Annotated in this window: 14 protein-coding genes; 6 read left to right on the top strand and 8 right to left on the bottom strand. The window is 72.1% G+C overall.

Annotated features, from left to right (window positions below):
• The first annotated feature begins 16 nt into the window (after window positions 1-16).
• Window positions 17-991, top strand: a complete 975-nt coding sequence (locus ACEN96_RS20100) for a tripartite tricarboxylate transporter substrate binding protein (RefSeq protein WP_495584838.1) — start codon at window positions 17-19, stop codon at window positions 989-991.
• 22 nt (window positions 992-1,013) lie between these two features.
• On the opposite strand, the gene ACEN96_RS20095 is transcribed toward ACEN96_RS20100, so the two are convergent.
• From ACEN96_RS20095 to ACEN96_RS20060, 8 genes are all read right to left on the bottom strand, one after another.
• A complete protein-coding gene (locus ACEN96_RS20095; protein WP_495584837.1) occupies window positions 1,014-1,967 on the bottom strand; it encodes a PDR/VanB family oxidoreductase in 954 nt (317 codons plus the stop codon).
• Window positions 1,964-2,992 carry an aromatic ring-hydroxylating dioxygenase subunit alpha gene (locus ACEN96_RS20090; RefSeq protein WP_495584836.1) on the bottom strand — a complete coding sequence of 343 codons (1,029 nt, stop codon included), beginning with the start codon at window positions 2,990-2,992 and terminating at the stop codon, window positions 1,964-1,966. The genes ACEN96_RS20095 and ACEN96_RS20090 overlap by 4 nt, the downstream gene beginning before the upstream one ends.
• A gap of 19 nt (window positions 2,993-3,011) precedes the next feature.
• Complete coding sequence (locus ACEN96_RS20085; protein WP_495584835.1) at window positions 3,012-3,785, bottom strand: SDR family NAD(P)-dependent oxidoreductase; 774 nt, start codon at window positions 3,783-3,785, stop codon at window positions 3,012-3,014.
• 6 nt (window positions 3,786-3,791) lie between these two features.
• Window positions 3,792-5,651: a feruloyl-CoA synthase gene (locus tag ACEN96_RS20080; RefSeq protein WP_495584834.1), complete on the bottom strand. Its 1,860-nt coding sequence runs from the start codon at window positions 5,649-5,651 to the stop codon at window positions 3,792-3,794.
• A complete protein-coding gene (locus ACEN96_RS20075; protein WP_495584833.1) occupies window positions 5,648-6,463 on the bottom strand; it encodes a crotonase/enoyl-CoA hydratase family protein in 816 nt (271 codons plus the stop codon). The genes ACEN96_RS20080 and ACEN96_RS20075 overlap by 4 nt, the downstream gene beginning before the upstream one ends.
• Window positions 6,464-6,470: 7 nt before the next feature.
• Entirely contained in the window at window positions 6,471-8,060 is a 1,590-nt protein-coding gene (locus tag ACEN96_RS20070) for an acyl CoA:acetate/3-ketoacid CoA transferase (RefSeq protein WP_495584832.1), read from the bottom strand.
• 7 nt (window positions 8,061-8,067) lie between these two features.
• Window positions 8,068-9,309, bottom strand: a complete 1,242-nt coding sequence (locus ACEN96_RS20065; protein WP_495584831.1) for a thiolase family protein — start codon at window positions 9,307-9,309, stop codon at window positions 8,068-8,070.
• Between the two features lie 232 nt (window positions 9,310-9,541).
• A complete protein-coding gene (locus ACEN96_RS20060; protein ID WP_495584830.1) occupies window positions 9,542-11,389 on the bottom strand; it encodes a sigma 54-interacting transcriptional regulator in 1,848 nt (615 codons plus the stop codon).
• A gap of 280 nt (window positions 11,390-11,669) precedes the next feature.
• On the opposite strand from ACEN96_RS20060, the gene ACEN96_RS20055 reads away from it, so the two are divergent.
• Genes ACEN96_RS20055 through ACEN96_RS20035 form a run of 5 tightly spaced genes read left to right on the top strand, consistent with a single transcriptional unit; the run spans window position 11,670 to window position 18,217 of the window.
• The gene (locus ACEN96_RS20055) at window positions 11,670-13,133 is read left to right on the top strand and encodes a benzaldehyde dehydrogenase (protein WP_495584829.1); all 1,464 of its coding nucleotides are present in this window, start codon (window positions 11,670-11,672) and stop codon (window positions 13,131-13,133) included.
• Between the two features lie 39 nt (window positions 13,134-13,172).
• A complete protein-coding gene (locus tag ACEN96_RS20050) occupies window positions 13,173-13,949 on the top strand; it encodes a coniferyl-alcohol dehydrogenase (RefSeq protein ID WP_495584828.1) in 777 nt (258 codons plus the stop codon).
• 46 nt (window positions 13,950-13,995) lie between these two features.
• Window positions 13,996-15,738 (top strand): DUF1302 domain-containing protein, encoded by a 1,743-nt coding sequence (locus ACEN96_RS20045; RefSeq protein WP_495584827.1) that lies wholly within the window; start codon window positions 13,996-13,998, stop codon window positions 15,736-15,738.
• A gap of 20 nt (window positions 15,739-15,758) precedes the next feature.
• Window positions 15,759-17,144, top strand: coding sequence for a DUF1329 domain-containing protein (locus ACEN96_RS20040; protein ID WP_495584826.1), 1,386 nt, complete (start codon window positions 15,759-15,761; stop codon window positions 17,142-17,144).
• The gene (locus ACEN96_RS20035; RefSeq protein ID WP_495584825.1) at window positions 17,144-18,217 is read left to right on the top strand and encodes a WD40/YVTN/BNR-like repeat-containing protein; all 1,074 of its coding nucleotides are present in this window, start codon (window positions 17,144-17,146) and stop codon (window positions 18,215-18,217) included. The genes ACEN96_RS20040 and ACEN96_RS20035 overlap by 1 nt, the downstream gene beginning before the upstream one ends.
• The last annotated feature ends 15 nt before the right edge of the window (window positions 18,218-18,232 follow it).

Raw genomic sequence — 18,232 nt, 5'->3', positions numbered from 1 at the left:
TTTCAGGAGACACACGATGATCCAACGACGCCAAGCCACGCTGGCGGCCCTCGCGCTGGCCGCCTCGGCCATTTCCGCGGGCGCCTGGGCCCAGACCTGGCCGACCAAGCCGGTGACCTTCATGGTCAGCTATCCGCCCGGAGGCGGCGCGGATCTGGTGGCGCGCCTGATCGCGCCCAAGGTGGGCGAAGTGCTCGGTCAGACCGTCATCATCGAGAACCGGCCGGGCGGTAGCGGCCAGATCGCCGCGGGCGCGGTCTCGCGAGCCCCCGCCGATGGCTACACCCTGCTGTTCGATGCCTCGTCGTATGCGGTGACCCCGACGCTGTTCCCCAACTCGCCCTACCAGCACGGCAAGGCGTTCAAGCCGATCGCCGTGACGGCGCTGTTTCCCAACGTGGTCCTCGTGAACTCGCAGTTCCCGGCCAGGACGGTGGCGGAGCTCGTTGCCGCCGCCAAGGTGAAGAAGGACCAGGTGGCCTTCGCCTCGTCGGGCAACGGATCGGCGCAGCACATCGCCGGGGTGCTGTTCGAGCAGTCCGCCAAGGTCGAGATGATGCATGTCCCCTACAAGGGAGGCGGCCCGGCCCTGACGGACGTCATCGGCGGTCAGGTGCCCGTGTTCTTCGGCAACGTGGCGTCCACGCTGCAGTACGTGAAGCAGGGCAAGCTCCGCCCGCTGGTGGTGAGCGGACGCAAGCGGTCCTCGGCGCTCCCCGATGTGCCGACCGGCGCGGAGGCGGGGCTCCCCGGCTTCGAGATGTACGAATGGAACGGTCTCTTTGCCCCCGCCGGCACGCCCGCGCCCGTGATGGACCGCCTGGCCAAGGCCGTGCAGCAGGCCCTGGCCTCACCCGAGGTGAAGGCGCGCATCGCCGAGCTCGGCGGCGAGGTGTTTCATGGCGGAGCGAAGGAGTCCGAGAAGTTCGTCGATGCGGAGCTGCAGCGCATGGCGACCCTCATCAAGGAGCGCAACGTCTCGGTGGAATGACGGGTTGCCGGGAACGCCCGCTTCAGCCCAGATCCACCACCAGCCGGGGACCGCGCGCCCGCGAGCAGCACGGCAGGAACTGGTCGTTGGCCGCCTGCTCCTCGGGGGTGAGGTAGAGATCCCGGTGCTCCGGCTCTCCCGCCACCACGCGCGTCAGGCAGGTGCCGCAGACGCCCTGCTCGCAGGAGGTCAGCAGCGGCACGCCCGCGGCGATGAGCGCCTGCGCGGCGCTCTGTCCCGCCGCCACGGGAATGACGCGGCCCGAGCGCAACTCGATCTCGAATGGGCGGTCCTGGTCCGGCGGCGCCGCCTGGGCGCCGGCGAAGAACTCGTGATGCACCCGCTCGCCGGTCCAGCCCAGTTGCTCGGCGGCGTCGGTGACGGCATCGATCAGGCGCCGGGGACCGCAGACGTAGACATGCGTGCCGGCCGTCTGCGCCGCCAGCAGCGCGCGCACGTCCAGCCGATCCTCGCCGACATGGAAGCGGGCCGCCCCGGCCCAGGCGCTGGCCTCGATGTCCGCGCGGAACGCGGCGCGCCCGGCGTCGCGCGCCGCGTAGTGCAGCGCGAAGGCCGCCTCCTCGCGCGCGAGCTGGCGCGCCATCGCCAGCAGCGGCGTGATGCCGATGCCGCCGGCGATCAGCAGGCTGTGGCGCACCGCCGGCACCAGCGCGAAGTGATTGCGCGGCGCGCTGATCTTCAGCGTCTGGCCCGGCGCCAGCTGCTCATGCACCGCGAGCGAGCCTCCGCGCGAGTCCGCCGCCAGCTGCACGCCGAGCACGTACTCGCGGGTCTCGGCGGGGTCGTTGCTGATGGAGTACTGGCGCACCAGGCCGCCCGGCAGATGGACGTCCACGTGCGCGCCGGCCGTGAAGGCGGGCAGGGCGCCGCCGTCCTCCGCCACCAGCGTGAGCGCGCAGACGTCCCGCGCGGCGGCGGTCTTCGCCAGGACGCGGACGCGGATCAGGTCGCTCATGCCTGCGCCGCCATCAGGCGCTCGATGACCTTGCGCGACTGCACGCCGCCGCCGTCGATGTTCAGCATCAGCAGTTGGCGCCCCGGCCAGGCCAGCAGGTTCTGCTGCTGGCGCTCCAGCATCTCCTGGTCCTCCGCGAAGATCCGGCCCTGGCCTTCGCGGATCTGCTCGGTGAGTGCCGCGTCCCGCGGCTTGAACCGGCGCGCCATGCCCCAGAAGTAGTGGATGGACGTGTCGCTCTCCGGGGTGATGAAGTCCACCACCCAGCTCGCCGCCTTGACCTCGTCGGGCGCCTCGTGGCCGCCGTGGCCCGCCAGCGCCACGCCGACCTCGATCATGATGTGGCTGGGCGGCGTGAAGTGGCAGATCTGCCAGCGGTCCACCGGCTGGTCGTGCGGCAGGCCGTTCATGCGCAGCGCCATCTGCCAGAACGGCGGCGCCTCGATGCCCTGCATGTGGCGCTCGGTGATGACATGGTCGCCATCCACGCGCGTGGTGCAGGGGATCTCGTCGATCTCCTTCTGGCCGATGCTGCCCGCATGCACGTAGGTCTCGTGCGTCAGGTCCATCAGGTTGTCGATCATCAGCCGGTAGTCGCAGGCGATGCGGTACAGGCCGCCGCCATAGCCGAAGGCCGGATTGCCCAGCCATTCGAAGGCCGGCAGCGCGGCCGGATCGGCCCGCGCGGCGTCGCCCGGCCAGACCCAGATGAAGCCGTGCGCCTCATGGACCGGAAAGCCGCGGATGGCCGGAAAGCCGCGCACGCGCTGGCAGGGCATGGACACGGTCCGGCCATCGCCGCCCATGGCCAGGCCGTGATAGCCGCAGACCAGCGTGTCGCCGGCCACGCGGCCCAGCGACAGCGGCGCGCCGCGGTGCGGGCAGAAGTCCTCCACCGCGTGGACGGCGCCGGCGCTGTCGCGGAAGAAGGCCATCGCGTGGTTGCAGATCCTGCGGCCCAGCGGCTGGTCCGCGCCGACCTCGTCGCTGCGCGCCGCGACGTACCAGGTGTTGGTGAGGAACATGGCGGAGGTCCTTGCGGCGTCAGCGCGGCGCCATGCGCAGCGCGCCATCGAGGCGGATGACCTCGCCATTGAGGTGGCCGTTGGCGACGATGTGCGCGGCCAGCGCGGCGAATTCCTCGGGCAGGCCCAGCCGCTTGGGGAAGGGGATGGACGCGGCCAGGTTCTGCTGCACCTCCTCGGGCAGCTCCTTCATCAGCGGCGTCGCGAACAGGCCGGGCGCGATGGTGCACACGCGCACGCCGAACTGCGCGAGGTCGCGCGCCAGCGGCAGCGTCATGCCGACGATGCCGCCCTTGGACGCCGAGTAGGCCTCCTGGCCGACCTGTCCGTCGAAGGCGGCGACCGAGGCGGTGTTGACGATGACGCCGCGCTCGCCGTCGTCCAGCGGCGTCAGCGCCGCGATGCGGCTCGCCGCCAGGCGCGTCATGTTGTAGGTGCCGATCAGGTTGATGCGCACCACGCGCTCGAAGTCCTCCAGCGGCGCCGGCGAGCCGTCGCGCTGCACCAGGCGCTTGGCGGTGCCGATGCCGGCGACGTTCATCAGGATGCGGGCCGGGCCGTGGGCGGCCGCGGCCGCGTCCAGCGCGGCGGTGACGGAGGCGCTGTCGGTGATGTCGCAGCGCAGCGGCAGCGCGCGTTCGGCGCCGATGCCGTCGGCCACGCGCCGGGCGCCGGCTTCGTTGATGTCGAGCAGCGCGACGCGGGCGCCCTGCGCGGCCAGCGCGCGGGCGACGGCTTCGCCAAGGCCGGAGCCGGCGCCGGTGACGAGGGCGGCTTGTCCAGAGATGTTCATGGGAGCTCAGCGGTTGGGGGTGATGACGTCGGGGTGGCCGTCGGCCGCCTCGTGCAGCAGCTTGACCAGGGCCGCGCGGCGGCTCAGCACCGCGCGCTGGTTGATCGAGCCCTTGTCGGTGATCTCGCCGCCGTCGATGGACGGCGGCTCGGCGAGCAGCAGCAGCCGCGCCGGGCGATTGGCGCTGCCCGTGCCGCCGGCCCAGAGCTGGTCGGCCAGCTCCTGGAAGAAGCCGCGCACCAGCGCATGCGCCAGCACCTCGGCGGCCGGCGCGGTGTCGGGCAGCCCGGCCAGCCGGCGCGCCTCGCCCAGGCGCGGCACGATCAGCAGGCCGATCTCGTCGCGGTCCAGGCCGGTGACGACGGCGTCGTGCACGCAGGGGAAGCCCAGCGCGATCACGCGCGCGCGCAGCGGGCCCACGCTGACGAAGGTGCCGGTGGACAGCTTGAAGTCCTCGGCGAGGCGGCCGTCGAACATCAGTCCCCGCGCCGGATCGGCCGGGTCGGCGAAGCGCGCCGCGTCGCCGGTGCGGTAGTAGCCCTCGTCGTCGAAGGCCTCGCGCGTCAGCTCGGGCTCGCGCCAGTAGCCGGGCATCACGTTGGGGCCGCGGAAGCGCACCTCGCGCTTGTCGCCCGCGGGCACCAGCTTCACGTCCACGCCGGGGATCGGGCAGCCGATGAAGCCGGGGCGCGCGTCCTCCGGGATGGCGAAGGTGCAGGTCGGGGCCGTCTCGGTCATGCCCAGGCCCGCGGCGAGGCGGATGCGCTCGCCGATGGCGGACTCGGCGAGCTGGTTGAAGGCGTCCAGCGTCTTGGCCGACAGCCCGGCGCCGCCGCATTCGGCCAGGCGCAGCCGGCTGAAGAATCGCTCGCGCAGCGCGGCGTCGGTCCGCAGCGCCGAGACCAGCTCGTCATAGCCCTTGGGCACGTTGAAGAAGATCGTCGGCGCGACCTCGCGCAGGTTGCGCAGCGTCTCCTCGAAGCGGCCCGGCGCCGGCTTGCCGTCGTCGACGTACAGGCTGCCGCCGTTGTAGAGCACGATGCCCAGGTTGTGATTGCCGCCGAAGGTGTGATTCCACGGCAGCCAGTCCAGCGCCACCGGCGGCTCCTCCGCCAGGAAGGGCAGCGTCTGCAGCGTCATCTGCTGGTTGGCGCTCCACATGCGCTGGGTCACGATCACGCCCTTGGGCGCCTTGGTCGAGCCCGAGGTGAACATCAGCTTGACGATGGTGTCGGGACCGACGCGCGCGTGGGCGGCGTCCAGTCCCGGCCCCGGCGCGGTGTCCAGCAGCTCGTCGAAGCGCTCCGCGGCCCGGCCCGCCAGCCGGCCTTGGCCGAGCAGCAGGCGCGTGTCCTCGCCCGCGACCGCCAGCGCGGCCTCGATGGCCGGCCCGTAGCCGGCATCCGACGCGTAGAGGGCGCCCGGCGTGGCCTTGGCCACGATGTGGCGCAGCCGGCCGAAATCGGTCGACACCAGCGAGTAGGCCGGCGAGATGCTGACGCTCGGGATGCCGGCCCACATCGCGCCGAGCATCAGGCTCAGGTGCTCGAGGTCGTTGTCGGACAGGATGACCAGCGGCCGTTCGACGCCCAGGCCGCGGTCCAGCAGCGCCTGTCCCAGCGAGCGCGCCCGCGCGAGCATGTCCGCGTAGCCGAGGCGGCGCCACGCGCCGTCCGGGCCGCGCTTCGCGGCGAAGAGACGGTCCGGCGCGGTCCGTGCCCAGTGCGCGAGGCGCTCGCCCATGTGCCGGGGATAGGCCGCCAGCGCCTCGGGCGAGCGCAGCACCAGGCCGCCGTCGGCGCGGTGCTCGACGAGGGCGTGTTCCAGGCAGCCGCCGATGGCGACGGGGCGATAGCGCGGCTTCATGACTTGACGATCTTGGGGCTGCGTTTCTGCAGGAAGTCCTGCAGCCGTTGCTTGGCCACCTCGTCACCCTGCGCGATGGCGGCCATCAGCGATTCCATGAAGAGGCCATCGGCCTGCGGCAGGTCGGCGATGCGCGGCAGCGCCTGCGTCACGGCGAAGTTGGACAGCGGCGCATTCTGCGCGATGCGGCCGGCCAGCTCGATGGCCTTGGCGGCGGCCTGTCCGGCCGGCACCACGTACTGCGCCAGGCCGCGCCGCTCGCCCTCGTGGGCATCCAGGACGCGGCCGGTGAGCATCATGTCGGTCATGCAGGCCACGCCGGCCAGGCGCGGGATGCGGGCCGAGCCGCCGCCGCCGACGAAGATGCCGCGCTGGCCCTCGGGCAGGCCGAAGTAGGCGGTCTCGTCGGCGACGCGGATGTGGGCGGCGGCGGCCAGCTCCAGCCCGCCGCCGACGACGGCGCCATGCAGCGCGACCACCACCGGCACGCTGCAGAACTGCAGCGCGTCCATGACCACATGCCAGCCGCGCGAGTGCAGCACGCCTTCGGCCACGCTGCGCTCGCTCAGGTCGGACAGGTCCAGGCCGGCGCAGAAGTGCTCGCCCTCGCCGCTGATGACCAGCGCCCGCGTCGACGCCGGCAGGTTGAGCAGGGCGGTGTGCAGCTGGCGCATCAGCGCCTCGTTGATGGCGTTGCGCTTGGCCGGGCGGTTCAGGCGCACCCGGGTGATGGCGCCGGCATGCTCGATGAGCAGCAGCTCGAGCTGGGCCAGCAGGCCGCTGGCGGGGAGGAAGTCGGTGGCGGCGTTCATGCGGAGGTCATGCGGAGGTCATGCGGAGGTCAGGCGGGGTCGGCGGGGCGAGGACGGCGGCCAGGCCGCCCCAGTGCTCGCGGAAGAGTCCGGCATCCATGGTCTTCACGCCGCGCATCAGCGGACGGAATTCCATGTGGGCTAGCACGTCGCGCTCGAGGTCGATGCCGGGCGCGATCTCGGTCAGCTCCAGGCCCTCCTCGCGCAGCGCGAAGACGGCGCGCTCGGTGACGAAGAGCACCTCCTGGCCGCGCCGCGCGGCATCGCGGCCGTTGAAGGTGATCTGCTCGACCTGCTCGACGAACTTGCGCGCGCGGCCTTCCTGGCGGATGCGCAGCTCGCCGCCGGTGACGGCGAGCTCCGCGCCGCCGGCGGTGAAGCTGCCGCAGAACACCAGGCGCGGCGTCGCGGCCGTGATGTTGATGAAGCCGCCGCAGCCCACCGGGCGTCCGTTGAACTTGCTGACGTTGACGTTGCCGTGGCGGTCGGTCTGGGCCAGGCCCAGGAAGCTGCAGTCCAGGCCGCCGCCGTCGTAGAAGTCGAACTGCGAGGACTGCTCGATGATGGACTCGGGGTTGTAGGCCAGGCCGAAGTCGCCGCCCTGGGCCGGCACGCCGCCGTTCACGCCGCATTCGACGCTCAGCGTGAGCAGGCCCGCCACGCCTTCCTCGGCGGCCACCGAGGGCACGCCGGCCGGGATGCCGATGCCCAGGTTGGTGACCGCGCCGGGCCGCAGCTCCATCGCGGCGCGGCGGGCGATGACCTTGCGCTCGTCCAGCGGCAGCGCCGGCACGCTGTCCAGCGGCACGCGCACGTCGCCGCTGAAGGCGGGATTGAAGGCCGTGGTGATGGTCTGCAGGTGGTTCTCCGGCCTGGCGACGAGCACGTAGTCCACCACCAGGCCGGGCACCTTGACGCTCTTGGGATGCAGGCTGCCGGCGGCCACCACGGCCTCGACCTGCGCCACGACGATGCCGCCGCAGGCGCGCGCGGCCTGCGCGATGGCGAGCTGCTCCAGCAGCACGCCTTCCTTGTCCATGCTGAGGTTGCCCCGCTCATCGGCATAGGTGGCGCGGATGAAGGCGACATCGATGCGCGGCGCCGGATGGAAGAGCCACTCCTCGCCCTCGAACTCGACCAGGCGCACCAGGTCCTCGCGCGAGGCCGCGTTGAGCCGGCCGCCCTCCTGCCGCGGGTCCACGAAGGTGCCCAGGCCCACCTTGGTCAGCAGCCCGGGCGAGCGGCTGGCGATGTGCCGCGTGAGGCTGGACAGCGAGCCTTGCGGGAAGTTGTAGGCCTCGACCTCGCCGGCCTGGACCATGGCCATCATCGCCTTGCCGGTCTGCCCGAAGTGGCCGGCGACGACGCGCCTGACCATGCCCGGGTGGGCCAGGTGGGTCATGCCGCCGCTGCCGGCGTTGCCGATGGCGCCGCAGGCCCAGGTGGTGAGCTGGCGCGGATGGCCGGTGGCCAGGAAGTGGCGCTCCAGGCCCTGCAGCGCTTCCTCGGCCAGGCCCATCATGGCCAGGCCGCCGAGGAAGACGGTCGCGCCGTCCTGGACGAGGGGGCCGACCTGGTCGGCGGTGATGATCTTCATGCGGGCCTCAGGCGTCAGGGTTCTCGATGAGCAGCGCCATGCCCTGGCCGCCGCCGACGCAGGCGGAGACCACGGCGTGGCGGCCGCCGCGGCGGCGCAGCTCGCGCGCGGCGGTCAGCGTGAGGCGCACGCCGGTGGCGGCGAGCGGATGCCCCAGCGCGATGGCGCCGCCATTGACGTTGAGCCGGTCCAGGTCCAGGCCGAGCTCCTTCGCGCAGGCCAGGGTCTGGGCGCCCTGGGCCTCGTTGATCTCGACGAGGTCGATGTCGGCCAGCCTCAGGCCGCAGCGCGACAGCAGCGCGCGGATGGCCGGCACGGGGCCGATGCCCATGATCTCGGGCGGCACGCCGGCCGCCGCCGCGCCGCGCAGGCGGGCCAGCGGCCGCAGCCCGCGATCGCGCGCCTGGGCGCCGGAGGCCACCACCACGGCCGCCGCACCGTCGACCAGCGCCGAGGAGTTGCCCGCCGTCTGCACGCCGCCGTCGTAGACCGGCCGCAGCGCGGCCAGCGCCTCGGGCGAGGAGGGGCGCGGATGGGTGTCGCGGTCGGCGATGGCGACCTTGCGCGGCAGCTGGATGCCGCGCGCTTCATAGCCGTCGAGCTCGAAGCGCTCGCTCGTCACCGGCACGATCTCGCCGGCATGGAAGCCGTCGGCCTGCGCCCGCAGCGCGCGTTCGAAGGAGGCCGCGGCATAGGCGTCGACCTCGGCGCGCGTGATGCCGTACTGGCGGGCGAGGTTCTCGGCCGTCTGGATCATCGAGACCTTGGCGGCCGGGTCGTCGAGCGCCTCCCACAGGAAGTCCTTGAACTCGACCGGCGCGCCGAGCCGGAAACCGCCGCGGTGGGTGTAGGCGCAGATCGGGTTGCGCGACATCGACTCCGCGCCCACCACCAGCGCCAGGCTGGCGTAGCCCAGCGTGATCTGGTCGGCGGCCTGCCGGATGATCTCGAAGCCGCTGCCGCAGATGCGCTGTACCAGGATGGCCGGCACCGCGATGGGCACGCCGGCATACAGGCCGACGTGGCGCGGCAGCATGTAGGCGTCGAAGGAGGCCTGCGCCATCGAGGCGGTGACGACCGAGTCGATGGCCGAGCCCGGCACCCCGGCGCGCGCCAGCGCGGCGCGGGCCGCCTTGATGCCCAGGTCGATGGGCGAGACCTCGGCCAGCGCGCCGCAGTAGTCGACCAGCGGCGTGCGCGCGCCATCGATGAGCCAGTGATCGTCGAATCGGGCGGAGAAGTCGGGCATGGGAATGTCTGGCGGGGCCAGCTTCTTGCGTGCTGATGATTAACAGTATTAACTAAAGGTGCGAGGAGACATTCAGGGTTTGCACGGATATTCTGGCCGCCATCGACGGATTGATAGGCACAGGATCGAAGAAGTAATGCGAGACGACGCGGCCAGCGGCGATGCCGCCTCCAGCCGCGAAGCGATGGATTGATTAGCGAAGTGAATTGATGACGAGGCGGAGCACCGCGTCTCAGCCCGCGGGCGCCGGCGGCTGAGCCGCGCGCTGCAGCCGGTAGGCCAGCTGCGCGCGCGTCAGGCCCAGGCGGCGGGCGGCGGCGGCGAGGTTGCCGTGCTCCGCCTCGGTGGCCTCGCGCAGCAGCTGGCGCTCGATGGCGTCCAGCGCCACGTGGCCGTCGCTGCCGGGATGCAGCGCCTCGCCCAGCAGGTCCAGCAGGCGCGGCGCGGGCGCGGCGCCCTTGCGCAGCGTGCCGTGGGCGCCGATGGCCAGCAGCGCCTCGTCGCTGAGCTGCTCGCGCCGGAACATGTGGGCCACGTCGATGGCCTGGCCGTCCTCGGCCGAGATGACGCCGCGCTCGACCAGGTTCTGCAGCTCGCGGATGTTGCCCGGGAAGGCGTAGTGCAGCATGGCCCGCACCGCGCGCGGGGTGAAGCCGGTCGGATGGCGGCCATGCCGCTGCGCCTCGCGCCGCAGGAAGTGCGCCATCAGCAGCGGGATGTCGTCGCGCCGCTCGCGCAGCGGCGGCAGGTGGATGGGATAGACGTTGAGGCGGTAGTAGAGGTCCTCGCGGAAGCGCCCGGCGCGCACCTCGGCCTGCAGGTCCACGTTGGTGGCGGCGACCACGCGCACATCGACCTCCAGGACGCGCGTGCCGCCCACGCGCTCGATCTCGCCCTCCTGCAGCGCGCGCAGCAGCTTGCCCTGGCTCACCAGGCTCAGCGTGCCGATCTCGTCCAGGAACAGCGTGCCGCCGTGCGCCCGCTCGAAGCGCCCGGGGCGCGACTGGCTGGCCCCGGTGAAGGCGCCGCGTTCGACGCCGAAGAGCTCGCTCTCGATCAGCGTCTCCGGGATGGCGGCGCAGTTCACGGCCATGAACGCGCCGGCCGCGCGCGGACTGACGCGGTGCAGCCGGCGCGCGAAGGCCTCCTTGCCCACGCCCGACTCGCCGGTGAAGAGCACGGTGGCGCGCGTGCCGGCCACGCGCGCGAGCTGATGGCAGGCCGAGTTGAAGGCCGAGGAGGCGCCCACGATGTCGTGACGTTCAGCGTGGCGTTCGGCGTGACGTTCAGCGTGACGTTCCCCGTGACGTTCGGCGGGCGGCTCGCCGCCGGCCTCGGACGGCGCGGCTGGCGGCGGCTGGGCGGGCTCCGCCGCGGCGCCGATGCGGCGGAAGTCCTTGGCCTCCAGGTAGCGCAGGTCTTCGCTGATGTCGCCCCAGGCCGCGGCGTGGCGGCCGATCACGCGGCACGCGGCCGCGCCCATGGCGCGGCACTCCACCTCGCGGAAGATGACGAGCTGGCCGAACAGGCTGGTCACGTAGCCGGTGGCGTAGCCCACCTGCGACCAGCAGGCCGCCTCGGTGCCCAGGCCATAGGCGCTGATGTGCTCGTCGTCCTCGCTGGAGTGCTCCCACAGGAACTCGCCCTCGTAGGTGCCGCGGTCGATGTCGAAGTCGAAGGCCAGCGGCGTCACCTTGACCACGCCCTCGAGCGCATGCAGCCGCGTGCCCGCCATGAAGACGTTGGCCGCGTCGGCCTGTGGCCAGCGCTCGCGCACCAGCTGCGCGTCGCGCGCGCCGGACACGTAGCCGGCGCGCGTGAGCAGGCCGCGCGCGCGCTCCAGGCCCAGGGTGTCGATTAGCTCGCGCCGCAGGTGGCCGACGGCGGAGCTGTGCAGCAGCAGCATGCGCTGGTCGTTGAGCCAGATGCGGCCGTCGCCGGGCGAGAAGAACAGCGACTCGGTCAGGTCGTCCATCGTCGGCTGCTGCGCCTCGACGAAGTGCCGGCTGTCGCCGCGGCGCAGCATCGCGCCGGTCTGGCGGGCCACTTCGGCCAGGGAGATGCGAGGCGGCTTGGTCATGGCTTGATCAATTGAGCAGATCGGCGACGGATCCGGTCCCCAAATTGTTTTCATTTCATAAATATCGATGACCCGGGATAACCCGTGACGGCGGCACCCGCATTGGGGTGAGGGAAAGTCCCAGGGTGGGAGATGGTTCCACTCTGAAATCGATCCAGGAAGGCGCATCGATGCACCGCGGCGGCGCGCCGCCCTGGCGCGGCGCGGCACGGGCGTTGCACTGCAAGAGGGCGAGCGAACACCGGGTTCGTGCCTTTCAACCTCTTCAGCGTGGCCTGACATGACCTCTCGACCCTTCCTCGATCCCGCCTTGTGGCGTGAGCACGTGTACAGCGGCGGCTGGCGCGCCGCCGCCGAGGCCGCCGACCTGATCGAGCCCGCCACCGGCGCGGTGCTGACGCGCACCGGCATCGCCGTGGCCGCCGACGTGGCGCCCGCCGCGCGGGCCGCCGCGCTGGCCCAGGCGGGCTGGACGGCCACGCCGCCGCGCGAGCGCGCCGCCGTGTTCCTGCGCGCGGCGCAGCTGCTGCAGGACCACTTCGACGAGCTGGCGCTCTTCGTCACCCGCGAGAGCGGCGCCATCCTGCCCAAGGGCCAGCACGAGGTGCGCGAGGCCATCGCGTTCTGCCAGCTCGCGGCCGCGATGCCGCTGCAGTCCCAGGGCCAGGTGTTGCCCAGCGCGCCGGGGCGACTGTCCCTGGCGCGGCGCGTGCCGCTCGGCGTGGTGGGCGTGATCTCGCCCTTCAACTTCCCGCTGGTGCTGACGCTGCGCGTCGTGGCCCCGGCGCTGGCCGCGGGCAATGCCGTCGTCATCAAGCCCGATCCGCGCACGCCGGTCAGCGGCGGCCTCCTGATCGCCCGCGTCTTCGAGGCCGCGGGCCTGCCCGCGGGACTGCTGCACGTGCTGCCCGGCGGCGCGGCCGTGGGCGAGGCGCTGGTCCAGGACCCGGCCGTCGCGATGATCTCCTTCACCGGCTCGGCCGGCGTGGGGCGCCGCATCGGCGAGCTGGCGGGCCGCCACCTGAAGAAGGTGTCGCTGGAGCTCGGCGGCAGCAATGCCCTCGTCGTGCTCGACGACGCCGACCTCGACCTGGCCGCCAGCAACATCGCCTGGGGCGCCTGGCTGCATCAGGGCCAGATCTGCATGGCCAGCAACCGCGTGCTGGTGCACGAGGCCGTCGCCCCGGCCATCACCGAGCGCCTGGTGGCCAAGGCCAATCAACTGCCGGTGGGCGACGGCGCCACCGGGCAGGTCGCGCTGGGACCGCTGATCGACGAGCGCCAGCGCGACCGCGTGCACGCGGCGGTGCAAGCCAGCGTGCGGGCCGGCGCCCAGCTGCTGGCCGGCGGCACCTTCGAGCGCCTCTTCTACCGGCCCACCGTGCTGGCGGGCGTGCGGCCCGGCATGCCGGCCTTCGACCACGAGACCTTCGGCCCCGTCGTCAACCTGGTCACGTTCAAGACGGACGAGGAAGCCGTGGCCCTGGCCAACGACAACCCGGGCGCCCTGGCGGCGGGCGTGATCTCGCGCTCGGTGGGCCGCGCGCTGGCGCTGGGCCGGCAACTGCGCGCCGGCATGGTCCACATCAACGACCAGACCGTCAACGACGACGCGGTCAATCCCTTCGGCGGGCCCGGCATCGCCGGCAACGGCAACTCGCATGGCGGACCCGGCGACTGGGAGCAGTTCAGCACCTGGCAGTGGCTGACCGTCCGGGATACGCCGCCGCAGTTCCCGTTCTGAGACGGCGGCCGCGGACATCACAAGACCAAGGAGACAAGCATGAACTTTCACGGCAAGACCATCGTCATCACCGGCGCGAGCTCCGGCATCGGCGCCGAGACCGCGCGCTTCCTGCGCCTCAAGGGCGCCCGCGTCATCGGCGTGGACCGCAACGAGCCCGCGCTGACGCTGGACGGCTTCGTCAAGGCCGACCTGTCGGAGCAGGCCGCCATCGACGCCGCCTTCAAGCAGCTGCCCGAGCGCTTCGACGCGCTGTGCAACATCGCCGGCGTGCCCGGCACCGCGCCGGCGGACCTGGTCGCGCGGGTCAACTACCTCGGGCTGCGCCACCTGTGCACGCGCGCCGTCGAGCGCCTGCCTCATGGGAATCAAGGCGGCGCCATCGTCAACATCGCCTCCATCCTCGGTGCCGAATGGCCCGCGCGGCTGGCGCTGCACAAGGCGCTGGCGGAGACGCCCAGCTTCGAGGCGGGCCTGGCCTTCCTCGCGAAGAAGCCGGTGCCGCAGGACAGCTGCTACCAGTACTTCAAGGAAGCGCTGATCGTGTGGACCGTCACGCAGTCGCAGAAGTGGTTCCTCGCGCAGGGCGTGCGGATGAACTGCGTCGCGCCCGGTCCGGTGATGACGCCCATCCTCGGGGACTTCGTGCGGATGCTCGGCGAGGAGCGCGTGCAGCAGGACGCCCACCGCATCAAGCGCCCCGCGCTGGCGGACGAGGTCGCGCCCGTGATCGCCTTCCTGTGCGCCGATGAGTCGCGCTGGATCAGCGGCGTCAACCTGCCGGTGGACGGCGGGCTGGCCTCGACCTACCTCTGATTCGTCCAAGCGGGCCGGTGAGCCCGCATCCCCTCGAGGAGACACCATGACAAGACCCACCCGCCTCGGGCTGTCGGTGGCGGCAGCGGCGGCAGGCTTTGCCCTGCCGGCCGCCCACGCCTTCGACATCGACCTGCCCAGCAGCGACTACAAGCTGCGCCTGGACCTGACGCCCAAGTACAGCACCGCCGTGCGGCTCAAGCAGCCGTCCGCCGCGCTGACGCGGCTGGACGTGGCCGTCGACCCCGGCACCGTCAACGAGGACGACGGCGACCACAACTTCAAGCGCGGACAGATCTCCAATCGCTTCGACCTGCTGGCCGAGCTGGACCTCACGAGTCAGAACTTCGGCGCGCGGCTCAGTGGCAACGCCTGGCACGACGCGGTCTACCTGCGCCGCAACCGCTACGCCGGCACCGAGGTCCAGGCCGGCGGCAACGACCTGGGCAGCGCCGTGTCGACGTCCAACGGCTTCCCCGGCCAGGCCGGCAACGAGTTCCTGCCCGACACGCGCCGCCAGCATGGACGCGGCGGCGAGTTCCTCGACGCCTTCGTCTACGTCAAGGGCGAGATCGCCGGCATGAAGGGCACGGTGCGCGTCGGACGCCACACGCTGCAGTGGGGCGAGAGCCTGTTCTTCGGCCAGAACGGCATCGCCAACGCGCAGGGACCGGTGGACGTGGCCAGGATCATGTCGGTGCCTGGCTGGCAGTTCAAGGAGGTGCTGCTGCCGGTCGAGCAGGTCTCGGGCTCGCTGCAGATCGCCGATGGCCTCTCGCTCGGCGCCTACTACCAGCTCAAGTGGCGGCCGAGCAAGATCCCGGGCGTCGGCAGCTACTTCTCCAACCAGGACTACGTCGGCACGGGCAGCGTCAACTTCGGCCAGGCGCCCGACGGCAGCCCCATCGCGCTGACCTACGACAAGCGCCGCGACCTGCGTCCGCGCGATTCGGGGCAGGGCGGCCTGCAGCTGCGCATCAGCCCGACGGGCAGCGACTACGAGTTCGGCCTCTACGCCGCGCAGTACCACGACAAGACGCCGGCGGTGCCGGTGTTCGACTTCGTCAACGGCGACGTGCACCTGGCCTATGGCGACGACATCCGCACCATCGGCGCGAGCGTCACCTCGTCGATCGGCCAGTTGAACTGGGCCGTCGAGGGCTCGCTGCGCTGGAACGCGCCGCTCAACAGCGATCCCGCCGTGCTGGGCCTGGGCCCGGTGCTGAGCTGCGGCGGCAGCGACGCGCCCTGTTTCGCGGTGGGCCGCACGGCCCACCTGCAGGCCTCCGGCATCTACGTGCTGCAGCCCGGCGCGCTGTGGCAGGGCGGCGCGGTGCTGGCCGAGCTGGCCTACAACCGCCGGCTCAGCGTGAGCAAGGACATCTTCGCCTCCAGCACCGGCGCCAGCCAGGGCATCGGCGGCCTGGACCCGAACACCACCAAGGGCGCCTTCGCGCTGCGCGTGCTGTTCGAGCCGCAGTACTTCCAGGTGCTGCCGGGCCTGGACCTGTCCGTGCCCCTGGGGCTGGGCTGGAATTTCGGCGGCCGTTCCTCGGCCGTCGCCAACTTCGCCGGCGGCGCCTCCAGCGCGGGCGACTACAGCGTCGGGCTGAAGGGCAAGTACCAGAACGCCTGGAACGTGGCGCTGACCTACAGCGATTTCTTCGGCACCGCCAAGACCTTCACCGAGACCCTCGTCGCCGGCAGCGGCTCGCCGCGCCAGCTCAGCTTCGGCCAGACGCTGCGCGATCGCGCCTACGTCAGCCTCGCCGTCTCGCGCACCTTCTGATGCTCCAGGAAAGACCTGCCATGAACCGCATCCATGTCCAGGCGGGACTGCTCGCCACCGCTGCCGCCACCGCCACTGCCATCGCCGCCATGCTGCTGGCCGGTCCCGCGTTCGCCGCCGTCACAGCGGAGGAGGCCGCCCGGCTCAAGACCACGCTGACCCCGCTGGGGGCCGAGCGCGGCGCCAACAAGGACGGCAGCATCCCGGCCTGGGACGGCGGCATGACCAAGGCACCCGCCGGCTTCAAGGCCGGAGACGCCCGGCCCGATCCCTTCCCCGGCGAGAAGCCGCTGTATGCGATCAGCGCGAAGAACATGGCCCCGTACGAGGCCAGGCTCAGCGACGGCGTGAAGGCGCTGATGAAGAAGTACCCCGATTTCCGCATCGAGGTCTACCCGACCCATCGCACCGCCGCGGCGCCGCAATGGGTCTACGACAACACCTTCAGGAACGCGACGCGGGCCAGGCTGGTCGACAACGGCCACGGCACCGAGGGCGCCTATGGCGGCACGCCGTTCCCCATCCCCAAGGACGGCTACGAGGTGTTCCAGAACCATCGCCTGGCCTGGACCGGCACCTACATCCAGGCGCCGGTGCGCGTGTGGGTCGTGACGGCCGACGGCAAGCGCGCGATGGCCTCGGGCGGCACGCAGAGCTTTCGCAAGCAGTTCTATGACCCCGAGGGCAGCCTCGAGAAATTCGACGGCTACTACCAGCTCGGCAAGTTCGCCGTCAGCGAGCCCGGCTCCAAGACCGGCGAGGCCATCCTCGCGCACGACAACCTGAATGCGGCCAACCCGCGCGGCCTGTGGCAGTACCTGGTGGGCCAGCGCCGCGTGCGCAAGGCGCCGTCGGTGGCCTACGACACGCCGGACTCGGTGACCTCGGGCATCGGCCTGTTCGATGAGGCCTTCAACCTCTTCGGGCCCATCGACAAGCACACGCTGAAGCTGGTCGGCAAGCGCGAGCTCTACATTCCCTACAACAACAACCGCGCGGCCTCGGCCAAGGTGGCGGACCTGGTGACGCCGGGGACGCTCAATCCGGGCCTGGTGCGCTGGGAACTGCACCGCGTCTGGGAGGTCGAGGCGACGCTCGCCGAGGGCAAGCGCCACGTGGTGCCCAAGCGCAAGTACTACATCGACGAGGACAGCTGGCAGATCATCCTGTTCGACGGTTGGGACGCCAAGGGTGACCTCTGGCGCACCAACTACACGCTGACGCTGCTGGCGCCGGACATCCCGGCCCTGGTCGGCAACATGTACTGGGGCGGCTACGACCTGCAGACCGGCGCCTACTACCTGAACATGGCCAGCAACGAGCTGCCCAGCCAGTACAAGGTCGTCGCGCCGCTGCCGCGCAGCTTCTTCAGCCCCGAGGAGCTGGCCAACGAAGGAGCGCGGTGATGCGCGGGCTGGCCGCCTGGGCGCTGGCCTGCGCCGTGTCGGCGCAGGCCGCCGCGCCCGCGTCCATCGCACCGGCCACGCCGGCAGCCTCCGCGCCGGTCCTGCCGGCCGCGCTGGCCGAGCCCGCGCTGCCCAGCCCCAAGGCGCTGGGCGCGGCCACGCTGGCCGTGGCGCGCGCCGGCGATCGCCTGGTGGCCGCCGGCGAGCGCGGCACCGTGCTGTGGTCCGACGACGGCGGCAAGACCTGGCAGCAGGCCCGGGTGCCGGTGCGCGCCGGGCTGACGGCGCTGCGTTTCGTCGACGCCCGCCATGGCTGGGCCGCCGGCCACCTCGGCGTCATCCTGAAGACGGAGGACGGCGGCAAGACCTGGACGCTGCAACTGGACGGGCTGCGCGTGGCCCAGGCGATGCTGGCGGCCGCGGCCGACGACGCCAGCCGCCGCGCCGCGCGCCGCCTGGTGGAGGAGGGCGCCGACAAGCCCTGGTTCGACCTGGAGGCCCTCGATGCGCAGCGGGCCATCGCCGTGGGCGCCTACGGCCTGGCCATGGCCACGCGCGACGGCGGCAGGACCTGGGACCCGCTGCCGCTGCGCGCGGTCAATCCGCGCGGCCTGCACCTGTACGGCGTGCGCGCCGTCGGCGGGCACTGGGTCATCGCCGGCGAGCAGGGCCTGCTGCTGCGCTCCAGCGATGACGGCGCCACGTTCTCGGCGCTGGCCTCGCCGTACAAGGGCAGCTTCTTCGGCCTGCTGGCCTCGCGCGGCGGCGCGCTGCTGGCCTACGGCCTGCGCGGCAGCGTCTACCGCTCCGGCGATGCCGGCGCGAGCTGGGACAAGGTCGAGCTCGGCACGCCGGTCAGCCTGCAGGCCGGCATCGAGCGCACCGAACGCGGGGAGCTCACGCTGCTGGCGCAGAACGGCGAGCTCTTCGTCAGCGCCGACGACGGCCGCACTTTCACGCGCCGTCCCCCGCCCGCCGGGCCCCTGCCTGCCGCCGGCCTGGCCGCCGCGCCCGACGGCGCCTGGGTCATCGCCAGCCTGCGCGGCACCCGCCGAGCCCCACCCGCTCCCTGACCCACTCCCTGACAC

The organism is Roseateles sp. Mitsp63 (genome assembly GCF_059491535.1).
Note: the sequence above shows the minus strand (reverse complement) of the source record. Positions and strands in the feature narration are given on the sequence as shown.

Bases quoted from the DNA above. Each gene is read 5' to 3' on its own strand.
- ACEN96_RS20040 (WP_495584826.1), top strand. From the start codon at position 15,759: ATGAACCGCATCCATGTCCAGGCGGGACTGCTCGCCACCGCTGCCGCC.
- ACEN96_RS20090 (WP_495584836.1), bottom strand. From the start codon at position 2,992: ATGTTCCTCACCAACACCTGGTACGTCGCGGCGCGCAGCGACGAGGTC.
- ACEN96_RS20055 (WP_495584829.1), top strand. From the start codon at position 11,670: ATGACCTCTCGACCCTTCCTCGATCCCGCCTTGTGGCGTGAGCACGTG.
- ACEN96_RS20075 (WP_495584833.1), bottom strand. From the start codon at position 6,463: ATGAACGCCGCCACCGACTTCCTCCCCGCCAGCGGCCTGCTGGCCCAG.
- ACEN96_RS20070 (WP_495584832.1), bottom strand. From the start codon at position 8,060: ATGAAGATCATCACCGCCGACCAGGTCGGCCCCCTCGTCCAGGACGGC.
- ACEN96_RS20060 (WP_495584830.1), bottom strand. From the start codon at position 11,389: ATGACCAAGCCGCCTCGCATCTCCCTGGCCGAAGTGGCCCGCCAGACC.
- ACEN96_RS20080 (WP_495584834.1), bottom strand. From the start codon at position 5,651: ATGAAGCCGCGCTATCGCCCCGTCGCCATCGGCGGCTGCCTGGAACAC.
- ACEN96_RS20065 (WP_495584831.1), bottom strand. From the start codon at position 9,309: ATGCCCGACTTCTCCGCCCGATTCGACGATCACTGGCTCATCGATGGC.
- ACEN96_RS20100 (WP_495584838.1), top strand. From the start codon at position 17: ATGATCCAACGACGCCAAGCCACGCTGGCGGCCCTCGCGCTGGCCGCC.
- ACEN96_RS20095 (WP_495584837.1), bottom strand. From the start codon at position 1,967: ATGAGCGACCTGATCCGCGTCCGCGTCCTGGCGAAGACCGCCGCCGCG.
- ACEN96_RS20035 (WP_495584825.1), top strand. From the start codon at position 17,144: ATGCGCGGGCTGGCCGCCTGGGCGCTGGCCTGCGCCGTGTCGGCGCAG.
- ACEN96_RS20050 (WP_495584828.1), top strand. From the start codon at position 13,173: ATGAACTTTCACGGCAAGACCATCGTCATCACCGGCGCGAGCTCCGGC.
- ACEN96_RS20085 (WP_495584835.1), bottom strand. From the start codon at position 3,785: ATGAACATCTCTGGACAAGCCGCCCTCGTCACCGGCGCCGGCTCCGGC.
- ACEN96_RS20045 (WP_495584827.1), top strand. From the start codon at position 13,996: ATGACAAGACCCACCCGCCTCGGGCTGTCGGTGGCGGCAGCGGCGGCA.